This is a genomic window from Gemmatimonadota bacterium (assembly GCA_016719105.1).
In the GTDB taxonomy this organism is placed as follows: Bacteria; Gemmatimonadota; Gemmatimonadetes; order Gemmatimonadales; family Gemmatimonadaceae; genus SCN-70-22.
In genome coordinates this window covers 205,316-218,367 of sequence record JADKAQ010000008.1, presented here as the reverse complement: position 1 = coordinate 218,367, position 13,052 = coordinate 205,316, and the positions used below count along the sequence as shown (strand labels likewise).

Genomic DNA, 13,052 nt, shown 5'->3' with positions numbered 1-13,052 from the left:
GAGGGTACCAACAACCCGAGGGGAGAGGCGCGCGCTGCAAACTACCACTGGCCTGCCACCTCGCGCGTCCCCGCCACGCCCCGCGATCTACACCAGCCGTCCACGAACGGCCCCGCCGCCGGTAGTGTCCGCAGCCACATACGGCGAGGGGGGCGTCGCGGTTCCACCCTCGCGAACGCCCCCCGGCTCGTCGGTCAGTCGCCCTCAGCGGCTCGCGCCAAACGACTACCGAGTCGCAACCTTGTCGTCGCGGAACTTGATGGGGTGCCCGAAGAACCACTGCGAGTGCTCCCGCTCCCGGGCTGGGACCTGCAGCATGCTCTCCAGCATGGGCATGAGGGCGCGCTGCGTTGGCGTGATGACCGAGTCGGCGATCTCGGGCTGCCGCCAGAAGACCTTCCAGTACGCCTTCCGCGCCGACGTCACGCTGTCGAGCGCGACCTTGGTTGCCTCGCCGTTGTCGAACTGCGCGAGGAACTGCCCCAGCGGCACAAAGATGGCGCGCACCTGCGCAACGTAGGTCGAGTCCATCCGGCGCAGCGCGGCCGCTTGCTGCTGGCTGAGGAAGAGCGAGTCGCTCTCGGCCAGGAGGGCGCGGTGGATGTCGGACGTGTTGTTGAGGTAGAAGGCCGCGAGCGAGTCGGCCGATCGACGCGACCACTGGCGATTGATGCGCAGCGGCTCGAGCGCGCGCCGCAACTCCTGCAGGTTGTAGTCGGTGGACAGGCGCATCGAGAAGTCGAGCGTGAGCCTGAAGGGGGAGCGAGCCAGGGTGCTGGCCACGCGCGTGTCGGCGAATCGCGGATTCACGTCGTAGCGAAAGCGGCGCGCGGTGGCGTCAAAGCCGCGCGGGATCAGCAGGACCGGATCGGGCGTTCCCGGCGCTCCCCATCCCCGGAGTCCATTGGCGCCGTGCACGAGCTGGTCGACGCCGCCCAGCACGTTCTGCAGGTAGAGCGTGGCCTGCACCCGGCGTCCCCAGGTGGAGGGGAGCGGCGGGCGCCACTGGGCGTTGAGTGTGGCCGTCCAGGGGCCGCGGCAACCGTTGCGGCTGGCGACCCGTCCGGTGAAGGCCTGTACGCAGCGACGGGCCGCCTCGGCGCCGTCCTCGAGCAAGGTTCGAAGCTGCGCGGCGGTCGCGGCATCGCCACCCGCGGCCGCGTCGGGAACGAAGGCGCGGTCGCCCCCGCGTCCGTCACCGTTCACGTCGCCCTGCACGATGGGGGTGAAGGGGAGCCCGGACTGCGCGCGCCCGAAGAGGGTGAACGTCCCCGTCCACTTGGTCGTGAACCCACCCTGCAGGATCATGGCGTGCCGGGCGTCGCTGTTGCTCGGTCCCCATTCGCGCACGCGCGGGTCGCCAAAGCCGCCGCCGTCGAATCCGCGGAACTGTCGACGAGTGGACTGCAGCGTGTAGGCGAGGGAGACGAACGGTGAGCCGGGCACGCGCCGCATCTTGAAGACGTCGGGGGCGACCTGGAAGGTGAGCTGGCCGCCGTAGCCGCGAAGGGCGCTGGTGCGCATGCTGACGCGCCCGTAGTCGGCCGTGCGGCGTGATTCGGCGGCCGACAGCGCGCCGCTGGCGGCGTCGATCGCCGCGGTGGACACGAAGACGGGACGTCCCCCTTCCTCGTCGAGGACAAACCGTTGCGTGCCGGCGAAATTGGCGTCGACCGTGCCGGGCTGCGCGAGGTCGTACGACCCCAGCGCCCCCACCCGAACGGTCCACGGCCCGATGTTGCTGTTCCAGTCGAGCGAGGCCCGCCACGAACGTGGGACGTCATATCCCTCGTCGATGAGCAGGACGCTCGGTGCCCGCTCGGCGAGGGGGCCGCTGCCGTCGGTACAGGTGGTGGGCAGTGCGTCAGGCGATGTGAGGAAACCGTTCCAGTCGGGCATCGGGACGCCGGTGCCCACGCAGGAGAGCACCTCGGTTGCCCCGGGGAGTCCGGTGCGCGCGGAGGCGTCGGCCAGGAGGTCCGGGCGCAGCAGGTCGCGGAACTCGCCGATGCCGCCACGCAGCACGCCCGAGGTGCTGCGATAGAATTGCCCGACGTTGTTGTTGCTGCTCCCGTTCCCGTTGTCCTTGTCGCGGTTGTAGGTCCAGGAGAAGCCCACGCGGGGGCTCACGTGCACGCGCGTGGGGGCGAGGGCCGACCGCACCCCGAGCGCCTGCTCCAGCGCCGGGTTGCGCGCCGGGGCGCCCGCAAAGCCGTTGGCCTCGACCCGGGCGCCGTAGAGCACTCCGAAAAAGCGCGATGGGGACCACTGGTGGGCGAGCGCCGTCGCGGCGTTCCAGACGGTTCCGTCGCGCGCCGGCAGGCGCAGCGTGCGGTTGTAGCTGGCGGGGTTGCCGGCGGCGAGGTCGGCGATGGAGTTGAACGTATAGCGCCCCAGCAGGTCGGCCCCGCCCGTGTGTTGCACCCCGTCGATCCGTCCCCAGAGCTGTCCCTTGAACGTGTGGCGGCGCCCGCGGGCGTTCCATAGGGTCTCGTTGGCTCCCTCGACGGTCCATCGCGACTCGGTGCCGCCGATCCCGGCACCGCCACCTAACGACAAGGTGGCCACGTCGCGGTCGCTGCCATCGATCGATCGCACGAGGACCTGCGCGCCAGGCAGCGCGAGGTACGGGTCGGTCTCGGTGCGCACCGCGTTCCACCCGAGCCGGGCCTGGTTGAGGCGCCGCCTGCCGGGACCGAAATAGTCGTTCGCTTGCAGCTGCAGCCCGAGCGTGCGGCCGCGCCGCTCGCTGGCAGCGGCGGGCGTGCCGAGGGTACTGAAGCCTTGCGCTCCATCGGTCGTGAGCCCGGCGTACGTGGTGATTGTGCGCGTGCGCAGCGAGTCGCGGATGTCGTCGAGGCGGGCCAGCCAGGTGAGCGCGGTGGAGGTACGGGCCCCCGGGATCCCGGCTCCGGCCAGGGGGATGCCGAGCGTCGTGGCGGTGGACAGGAGGCGGGCCACCGAGTCGGCGCTCACGCCCGCCAGCCGCAATGTCGTGGGAGTGGCGCCAAGCAGCGTGGCGGGATCGCTCTCGGTGCGCGAGTAATCGACGGCCACGTTGTAGGTGAGCGTCTGGCGCACGAGTTCCCCGTCGGCGCCGGCGCTTCCGCGGAATGAGCCAACCTGCGCCCCCGTCGCGCGCCCGATGGCATCGGTGAACTGCAGCGGCCGCGCGTCGAAGGTGAAGAAGGCGTTCCGCTGCTGGTACATGCGGTCGCCGGCCCCGAGCCGCACGTCGATGTTGGCCCCCGAGAAGCCGCCGCGCGTGGGATCGAACGTTGCGCCGGTCACGCGGGTGTCGGTGCGGGCGGCGCGCGGGAGCGAGGCGCCGCCCAGCGAGAGCCCGTTGAGCGTCGTGAGGTTGGACTCGCTGCCGGAGCCGAGGATCGCCGGGCCGTTGGGGCCGAGCGTGACGCCCGGGATGGTGCCGGCGATCGCGCTGACGTTCCCGGCCACCGTGGGCGGGAGCTGTCCCTGCACGCCGTCACTCCACTTCTCCGACGCCCCGGTTTCGGGGTTGTATGGCGAGACACGGTTGGTCGCGCGCACCGGCTGCGTGGCCGTGACCTTCACGGCGGCGAGCAGTGCCAGGTCGCGTCCGAGGACGAAGTCGGCCACGAGCTCACGTTCACTCCCCTGGCGTTGCACGCGCCGGCGGGCCGTCTTGAGCCCCGGCGCGGTGACGGCGACGAGGTAGTCGCCGGTCCCGTCCTCGAAGAGGAGAGAGTAGCGACCTGAGGAGTCGGTAGTCGTTTGCTTGAGCGCTCGATCGGGCCCCCGGGTGACGAAGACGCTGGCACTCACCACCGCGCGAGACGAGTCGTCGGTGACTCGGCCATGGATGTGGTCCGGGGGTGCCTGCCCCTGCGCCACCGCCGCGCACGTGAGCTGGAGGAAGAAGGCGAAGCGAGCGGAGGTGCGCAGCAGCATGCGACGATGAGGTGAGTGGGACCGCAGTGTTTGACCCCACCACGTCGCCGAGGGTTGGCACATCACGCGTACGGCTTCACGCAGTAGTTTCACTGGCGATCGGCGCTGGCGGGTCACGTGCTGGCGGTCGTCCTATTCACCCGCGCTCTGCTCGCATCATGCGATTCTCATCGGTCCTTCTCGTGGCGGCGACGGCGATCTTGGGCGCTTCGCTCGGCGCCCAGAGCGTCACCCCCACCCCCAACTGCCCCTCCTGCGCGGAGTGGAACGCACCACACGCGCCGTTCAAGCTCTTCGGCAACACGTACTACGTGGGGACGAATGGGTTGAGCGCGCTGCTGGTCACGTCGCCGCAGGGGCACGTGCTCGTCGATGGTGCGCTCCCCGAGTCGGCGCAACAAATCGCCGCCAGCATCCGGGCGCTCGGTTTCCGGGTGGAAGACATCCGGGTGATCGTCAACTCCCACGTGCACTTCGACCATGCAGGGGGGATCGCCGATCTGCAGCGGTGGTCGGGGGCCGAGGTGGTGGCGAGCGCGGCGAGCGTTCCGGTGCTGCGCACGGGGGACGTGGGACGTGACGACCCGCAGTACGGCACCATTCCGCCCATCGCCAGGGTCGCGCGTGTGCGCCTGCTCCCCGCTGGCGACACCGTGCAGGTGGGGCCATTGCTCCTGACGGCGATGCACACGGGGGGGCACACGCCCGGCGGGACGAGCTGGACCTGGACGTCGTGCGAGGGAGGGGCGTGCTGGGCAATCGTGTACGGCGACAGCCAGAGCGCGCTTTCCGCGGACGACTTCTACTACACACGCACGACCACCTACCCCAGCGGGCTCGCCGATTTCGCGGCCGGCTTTGCAGCGTTGGAGTCGGTGCGCTGCGACGTGCTCGTGACGCCGCATCCCGGCGCGACGGCGCTGTGGGAGCGGCTGGCGCGGCGCGAGGCGGGTGACGCGAGCGCGCTCCGCGATCCGGCCGCGTGCAAGCGCTACGCAGCCACGGCGCGCGCGGGGCTGGAGAAGCGCGTGGCTGCCGAGCGCGCCGCCCTGCCGAAACCGAAGCCGAAGCCGTAGCCGTTGCCGCACGGCGCGCGCTGGCGCGCGCCCCCGAACACGCCTTGGCGCACCCGCTGTAGAGGCTTAGGGGCGATACCGTCCCGGCACCGCGGGCTCGGCCGGGACGGCCCTGGCGGCGGCGGGGGTCTTGCGGCGGTCCAGTTCACGCCGGACCGCGGCCGCCAGGGTGTCCTGTTCGAACGGCTTGGCCACCATCGGGCCGAGTGTCGCCAGCTCGCTCAGGGCGGCGCTATCGAGTCCTGCGTAGCCCGACATGAAGACGACGGGGAGGCGCGGGAAGCGCTCGCGCAGCGTCCGGACCAACTCCGGGCCGGAGACGTGCGGCATCATCACGTCGGTGACGACGACGTCGATGTCGTCGGCGTGCTTCTCGGCGAGCGAGAGGGCGGCGGCGCCATCGACCGCTTCGATCACACGATATCCCAGCAGGGTGAGGACACGGCTCGCGACCTGACGGACCGCGGTCTCGTCCTCGACCAGGAGGATCGTCTCGCTTCCCACCGGTCGTCCGCTGGTGTTCTCGGCCGGCCTGCTGTCGCCCTGCCACGCCGGGAGCCAGACGGTGATGCGCGTCCCGGCGTCCGGCGCGCTGTCGACCTCGATGGCGCCGCGGTGGCGGGCCACGATGCCGTGGCAGACGGCGAGGCCCAGTCCGGTACCGCGGTTCACTTCCTTGGTCGTGAAGAAGGGCTCGAAGAGGCGGGCGCGTACCTCGCTGTCCATTCCCACACCCGTGTCGCCCACTTCGAGCGTGACGTAGTCACCGGCGGCGAGCGTCATGTCGCCGACGGTGCGCAGGGCCGGGAGCGTGACGTGGCGCAGCCGCAAGGTGGCCGCCCCACCAGTCGGCATGGCATCGCGCGCGTTGAGCACCAGGTTGAAGATGAGCTGCTCCACCTGCGATGGATCGGCGCTCACCGCCGGAATCTTGCCCGGGTCGTCGATCGATACCTGCACGCGCTCCCCAACCGACTGCTGCAGGGAACGGGACAACGCCGCCAAAAGCACGTCGAGTTGCACGGCGATGGGCTGCGTGTGCTGGCGCCGGGCGAAGGCGAGCAGCTGGCGGGTGATGTCGGCGACCCGTCGGCCCGCCTTCCAGACCTCATCCAGGTCGGATTGCAGCTCGGCATTCCCCTTGGCGCCGTGTTGCGCCAGCTCGGTGAAGCCCAGGACGCCCGTGATGGAGTTGTTGATCTCGTGCGCCACGCCGCCCGCGAGCCGGCCGATGCTCTCCAGCTTTTGCGCGGTGACGAGGCGTTGCTCCAGGAGCTTGCGCTCCTCGAACTCGCGGGCGAGGTCGGCGGTGCGCGCCTGCACGCGTGCCTCGAGCGATGCGCGCTCGGCCTCGAGCTCCTTCGTTCGCTCGACCACCAGCGCGGCGAGCACCTGCTCGCGGCGCTCCACCGACCGCAGGCGCAACCGCAGCGCCAACGCCGTCGCGGCGACGGCGAGTGCGAGCACGACGGGGTAGAACCAGGGGTACTCCCACGGCCAGAGCGGCACCTCGAGCGCGAGGCTGGCGACGACGGGGTTCCAGTCGCCGTCCTCCCCCGCCACCCGCGCCTCGAACCGGTACTCCCCGCCGCGCAGCGGCCCAAACGATAGCGTGCGCCTCACGCCAGCGTCGCGCCACGTCGTGTCCACGCCGATCATCCGGTACTCGGCGCGCACCCGCGAGGGGACGAGGGCGTTGGTGGCGGCGAAGGTCAGCTCCACCCGGATCGGGTGCGCGGAGAGACGAAGGGCGGCATCGACCGGGTACTCCGTCCCGTCGACCGACAGCCGCTCGAGGTGCACTTGCGGCGGCAGCGTGTCGTGCGAGACGGCGCGCGGGTCGATGCGCACGGCGCCGGCATACGTCGGGAGCCAGATGCCACCGGCAGGATCGGTGTAGAGCTGGCTCTGGTAGTCGGCGTTGAACTCCGTGGTGGGGAGACCGTCGGCGCGGTCGAAGCCGCGCACCATCACGCGCGTGCGAGGGTCGTCGGCGTAGCGCATCAGGTCGTTCGCATCGACGCGGTACAGGCCGAAGCTCGAGGTGAGCCACAGGTGGCCGAGGTCGTCCTTGGCGATACCGAGGACTTCGCGCCCCAGGCGCGGGTCGGCGCGCCCGACCCGCACGACGGTGTCACGGCGCAGGAGGTACAGTCCCGAGTCGGCCGTCGCCATCCAGATTCGGTCGCTGTCCGGGAGGACGGCGAGGATGTCGTGATGCGTCAGCCCCCGCGTCGAGTCGTACCGGGTGGCGACCCCCTTGTCGATGATCGTGAGGAAGGGGCGACCGATGATGAGCCGCCCGAGCGCGTCGCGCTGGATGAAGCGGGGCGGCTCGGTGCGCGAGAGCCCCCACGCGGGGTTGGCCGGACGGGCCACGCCGCCTTCGGCATGGTAGACACCGGAGTCGGTCGCGACCCAGTGCGACCCGTCGGTGTCCCGGTAGATCGACAGGACCGAGAGCCCACGCAGGCCGAGGGACTGGGTGACATCACGCGCCCCCTGTCGATCGAGACGATACACGCGGTTCACGTCGTAGACCGCTAGCATCCCGCCGTCGCCGCTGGGCCATGTGCTCGACGCGAGGTTACGTCCCGCATACGGAAGCCTGGGAATCCAGCGCTGGCCGTCGAGAAAGAAGACGCGCCCGTCTGACGCCGCGGCCCACACGGTCCCGGTCTCGTCCCCACGCACCGACCAGGTGCTGCTGGGCGCCATGCCTTCGTTGAACGTCGTGAAGGCCGAGCGCTGGAAACGCAGCATCCCGGCGGCGGTTCCCGCCCAGACGCGGCCCCGCGCGTCGGTCAACAGCCACCACGTGGGGTCGGGGGTGGTACCCTGCGCGTATGAGGTGAGGTGCTGGCCGTCCCAGCGCAGCACGCCGAGGCGCTCCGTGCCGATCCAGAGGTCACCCGTTGGCGTACGGGTGAGGGTCCAGACTTCGTTGCCAAAGGTGGGGTCGCCGGTCGCGAGCCGCTCGATGACGCGGACCGCGCGCGGATCGCGGACGTCGATGTGCCACGCGCCGCGTCGCGTGCCGACCCAGATCCCCTCCGCGCCGTCGCCGATGACGTCGAAGAAGCGCTCACCCGCGGTCGCCGGCACGACGGTCGGCGCGGTCTCACCGTAAGCGATCGAGCCGAGGAACTCGCGCCCGGCCATCCAGACGCGACCGGCGGGGTCTTCGTGCAGGGAGTAGACGAAGGCGTCGATGCCCGGGACCGGGGCGAAGCGTGTGCTGTCGCGGCGGAGCAGGCCAAAGCTCCCCGCGACCCAGAGGCCGCCGTGCCGGTCTTCCAGCACTTCCCAGACGCTGGTGGCTGGGACCTCCGCCGCGGGGATGCGGCGAAAGACGCCGCGCTCGCGGACCACCAGACCACGCGCCGTTCCGATCCAGAGACGTCCGGCCGCGTCGACCGACAGGCTGTTGATCGAGCCTGTGGGGAGCGCCGGGACCTCCTCCGGCGAATAGAGCCTGAACGACAGTCCGTCGTAGCGAACGACCCCGCGCCGCGTCCCGAGCCAGAGGTAGCCGTCGGGGGTCTGGGCGATCGCGTTGATCTGCGTGTCGGGGAGGCCGTCGTCGCTGTCGATGACCCGGCGGACGTAGGACGTCGTCGCCAGCGCGCGTGACGGCTCGCCCGAGCTCCGCTGCTGGGCCTCGGCGAGCGTCGCGACGGACACCAAAGCAGCGGCACTCGCCAGCGCGGCGAGCCATCGCGAAATCGTCAGGGACGTCGTCGAGTGCGAACGGCGGGACATCTCGTGAACTGAGTCGGCCGACCGGCGGGGGCGGCCGGGCGGGACGTGCGACGGCTCGGTGGGGGGGACGAGAGCTGACGAGCGCCTTTACTCCGTCTACTAGTCTCGGACGATGAACGGAGTTTGGTGGGAAGAACCGCTAGAACCTGCGCCGTCTGCGTCGCTCTCGCAATCCGCTGCTCGCATCTGTCACGAACCGGACTTCCCGAGCAAGCGCAGGTCAGGGGCCGCGTCGCCGAAGATGTAGTGGTTGAACCAGCCGAGGTTGTGCTCCATGACCGCTCGCATGCTCCGGGGCTTGGTAATGCCGTGGCCGAACCCCTTGTATACCACCATCTCCACCGGGACCCCGCGATCCTCGAGCCCCTGCCGCAGCTCGTACGCGTTGGCGATGGGGACGCGCCGATCGAGTTCGCCGTGCTGGATGAGCGTGGGTGTCCTTGCCCCCTTCACGTAGGTCATCGGCGACGTCTTGGCGTAGATGGCCGGATCGTCGGCGGGGTCGTCACCGAGGTAGTTGATGGTGAACGGGGTGATGTCGGTGTTGTAGTAGTAGGTGGCCCAGTTGGAGATCCCCGCGCCGACCGAGATGGCGGCGAAGCGTGTCGTGGAGGTGGTGAGGAAGGCGCTGATGTACCCCCCTTGGCTCCACCCCATCGACGCGACCTTGGCGGGATCGACCCAGCCCTTGCCGATGAGGTGGTCGACGCCGCTCAGGACGTCCCACGCGTCGCCGACGCCGAGGTTGCGAACGTTGAGCTTGCGGAACGCCTCGCCATAGCCGGCACTGCCGCGGTAGTTGACCTTGAGCACGAGCGCGCCGCGCTCGGCCCAGAGGTCGACCGGGTAGTAGCGGGCGTCGGGGAGGGCGGGGCGGTCGGTCCCGGTGGGGCCGCCGTGGATCACGCAGAGAAGCGGGTACTTCTTCGACGGGTCGAAGTTGGACGGCGTGATGAGCACCCCTTCGATGGTCGCGCCGTCCTTGGACTTCCACGAGATGACCTGGCGTCGTGCGAGCCGCCAGCCTTGCACCTGTCGGGTCATGTCGGTGAGCACCCGGGGCGACCAGGTGTCGAGGTCGCTCACGGCGAGTTCGGGGAGCGCCGTGGCCGAGTTGACCGTGAACGACACGCGGGTCGCGTCCTTGTTGAGCGAGGCGGCGCCCAGCATGGCCGAGTCGGGGGCGGAGACGCGCGTGATGCGGCGCGTGACGGGGTCGAGGCGGAAGAGGTGCGTCGCGGTGCGCTGTGCCCCGGCAAACCAGATGCCGCCGCTCTTCCAGTCGAGGAGCGACGGGTTTTCATCGAAGGCGTCGGTGAGCGACACCGGCGTCCCGCCAGCGGCAGGAACGACGGCGATGCGCGCGTTGGAGGCGAAGTAGCTCTCCTTCCCCATGTAGCTGGTGAAGGCGACCTGCGTGCCATCGGGCGACCAGACGGGGCCGTTGTCGGGGCCGGGCTGCGAGACCAGCGTGCGGACGGCGTCGGGGGCGCCGGGTTCGGTGGCGAGCGTGACGACGTACAGGTCGGCGGTCTTCCCCTGCACGAGGTCGGGGTTGATCGTAGCGCCGAATGCGATCTGGCGTTCGTCAGGCGACCAGGCAAAGGCTTGCACGGTGTACCGCGTGCCGGCGGTGCGGGCGCGCCCGGCCTGGGGCGCCTGCAGTGCGTCGGCGACGTTGAACGTGTAGAGGTGCGCAAAGGTGTAGTCGCGGCGTACGACTTCGAACGGGGCGTAGCGTTCCTTGCGCGCCTTGGCGGCGGGGGACTCGGCGTCGCTGGAGGTGAAGGCGATCGACGTGCCGCGGGGTGACCACTGATACGACCCGACCCCCGACTCCGCCTTCGTCAGCCGCAACGGCTCGCCGCCGTCGAGCCGCATGACGAAGAGCTGCGGCTTGTCCTCGTCGCGCGAGGAGATGAAGGAAATCCAGGTGCCGTCGGGCGACCACTGCACGCCGCTGATCCCCTTGGGATGCCGCGTGAGCTGGCGGCGCTCGCCGCTGGCGACGTTCACCACCCAGAGCTGCCCCACGAAGGCGTCGGCCTTCCAGTCGGTGGTGGTCACGGTGTATGCGACCCAGGCGCCGTCTGGAGACAGCTGCGACCCACCGGCCGATTCGAGGGACAGCAGGTCGTCGACGGTGGGGATGCGCGGCTGGGCGAGCAGCGCGGGCGCCGCCGCGGCCAGGGTGATGCACAGGGAGGCGAGGGCGAGCGCGTGTCGGCGCATGGGGAACGTACGGTGCGGGGGAGCGGCCGTCGCGCGACGAACGTGCGCGTGACGTGGTCTCACGATGCTGGATAGTACGCGTCGGCTGGGCAGGCGCGAGAGGGTGATGCTCGCGCGCCGCGGTGCTACCGCGTGATCTCGACCTTCAGCCGCGTCGTCCCCCACGTTGAATCGTCCTCGTCGTCATCCTCGGCGATCGCGGCCCGGACCCGCACCGCACTCGGCCCCACCAGCGCCGCCAGCTGCAGGTGGTCGGCGTCGAACTGCGTGGTCGCGGCGAAGAGCTTGAACCAGTCGGTGACAACCCGCACCGACGGGTCGCGCCAGTCCATGACCTTGAGCCGGAAGGCGCGCCCCCCCGCGGCGTAGGCCACCGACCGTGGCGGGATCCAGTCGGCAAAGAGCGTGGAGCAGCCGTAGGCGTCGTCGAGGTCGAGCAGGGCGACGTACAGCCGTGTGTCGGACGTATTGCGCAGGCGCATCTGCACGCGCGGCGCCTCGGCGCCGTCGTAGCGCAGTTGGAGGGTCTCGCCGAGTGGCGCATGCGGCGCCCGGTCCTCGGGGGGACGCTTCTCGTTTGCGGCGACCGGGACCAGTTCGAGGGCGACGGCCCCGTTGAAGCGCGAACCGGCGGGGGTGCGATCGCGCAGGCCGTACCACTTCGCGAGATGGGTGCAGTCGCTGGCGACGAAGCCGAGTTCGTCGTCGGTGAGCGGGTAGCGTAGCCCGGGGAGTGCGATGCCATCCTCGCCCACGAGTTCGATGGCGTCGCCGCCGACGCGCACCGTCACGAGCGGCGTGCTCGAGGGCTGCTCGACGACGCTGAAGAAGACGGCCGAAGCTTGCAGCTGCGCGCGCACACGGTCGGTCATGTCGCTGGATGTGCCGTCGACGCGCACGTGCAGGGGGGTGACGCCGAGTCGTGCAATGGCGCCGAGGTACGCTCCGGCGGGATCGAGCGCGGCAGCGCCGACCGTCAGTTGCAATCGCGCCCGGTCCTCGAGTACGGCGTCGACGGTGGCGCGCGCGATGGGGGCCGGCGTCACCCCCGGGAGGTCGAAGGCGCCGCGGGGATAGATCGACACCTCCACGACGGCGCCGCTCGCCGGGGCGGGGATGCCATCGATCGCGCCAGCCGAGAGCCACCACCGCCCGGATGCGTCGGCGTCGACGGTGAGGTCGCTTCGTCCCGCATGTCCCCCGAGGAAGGTGTCGGTGCCGCGGGCGCCGCCCACGGTGTCGAGGCTGGGGAGTTGCTCCTTCGCCCGGTCGCGGACCTTCATGCGCAGCGCCGTGACGAGGTCGAGATAGGTCGCCGACGGCCCGAGCGCGCGCGCCGCCTCCTCGAAGGCCGAGGTGAACGCCCCGCGGCGCGGCGGCTGCGTGGGGATCTCCTTGGCCGTCTCGTTATGCTGACAGGCCGCGACGGCGACGTGCCGCGGGGCGGGCGGTCCCTGCGTCGCGATGCGATCGGCGTCGTAGAGCACGCGCGCCTCCTCGAGGTAGTCGGCGAGCGAGCGTGCGCGTCCCTTGGAGGCCGCGGTCATGCGCGCCACGCCGGCGTCGGGGCTGGCCAGGTCAGAGACGTCACGGGTCACGCCACCGGAATGGCACGAGTCGAACATCGTCACCACGTGCGCCCCGCCAGATGCAACCTCGCCGATGAGGGCGTTGAGCTCCTTGTCGGCCAGGTCGAAGATGTCGCCCACCCGTGCGTCGACCGGGACGAGCGTCTGGTTCCTCCCGCTCGGCTCGACGTGCCGCCACTCCGGTGGGCATGCCTCCTCGGAGCCGTGCCCGCAGTAGTAGAAGAGCGCGGTGTCGCCGGCGCCGGCGCGTTTCAGGTGCGAGCGAAAGCCGTCGATGATGCGCGCGCGGGTGGCCTCGCCGTCGATCAGCCGCACCACATCGAGCGTGTCGGCGTGGACGCGTTCACGCAGCAGCGCCTCGACGGCGCCGATATCGGACACGCAGCCGTGCAGCGGGGTCACCGCCTGGTACTCGTTGATTCCGACCAGCAGCGCGTACAGTCTCGCCATGCCTTCCTCGCCT

5 protein-coding genes are annotated in these 13,052 nt (G+C 70.6%); 1 reads left to right on the top strand and 4 read right to left on the bottom strand.

Features of this window, described 5'->3' with window-relative positions:
- Positions 1-225: 225 nt before the first annotated feature.
- Positions 226-3,930, bottom strand: a complete 3,705-nt coding sequence (locus tag IPN47_11390) for a carboxypeptidase regulatory-like domain-containing protein (GenBank protein MBK9408628.1) — start codon at positions 3,928-3,930, stop codon at positions 226-228.
- A gap of 158 nt (positions 3,931-4,088) precedes the next feature.
- On the opposite strand from IPN47_11390, the gene bla reads away from it, so the two are divergent.
- Entirely contained in the window at positions 4,089-5,006 is a 918-nt protein-coding gene (gene bla, locus IPN47_11385) for a subclass B3 metallo-beta-lactamase (GenBank protein ID MBK9408627.1), read from the top strand.
- A gap of 66 nt (positions 5,007-5,072) precedes the next feature.
- Here the strand turns inward: bla and IPN47_11380 are convergent, their stop codons facing one another.
- The 3 genes from IPN47_11380 to IPN47_11370 all read right to left on the bottom strand — a co-directional run bounded on the left by IPN47_11380 (position 5,073) and on the right by IPN47_11370 (position 13,039).
- Positions 5,073-8,768 carry a response regulator gene (locus tag IPN47_11380; protein MBK9408626.1) on the bottom strand — a complete coding sequence of 1,232 codons (3,696 nt, stop codon included), beginning with the start codon at positions 8,766-8,768 and terminating at the stop codon, positions 5,073-5,075.
- Positions 8,769-8,957: 189 nt separating this feature from the next.
- The gene (locus IPN47_11375) at positions 8,958-11,000 is read right to left on the bottom strand and encodes a S9 family peptidase (GenBank protein ID MBK9408625.1); all 2,043 of its coding nucleotides are present in this window, start codon (positions 10,998-11,000) and stop codon (positions 8,958-8,960) included.
- Between the two features lie 125 nt (positions 11,001-11,125).
- A complete protein-coding gene (locus tag IPN47_11370) occupies positions 11,126-13,039 on the bottom strand; it encodes a caspase family protein (GenBank protein ID MBK9408624.1) in 1,914 nt (637 codons plus the stop codon).
- Between the last annotated feature and the right edge of the window lie 13 nt (positions 13,040-13,052).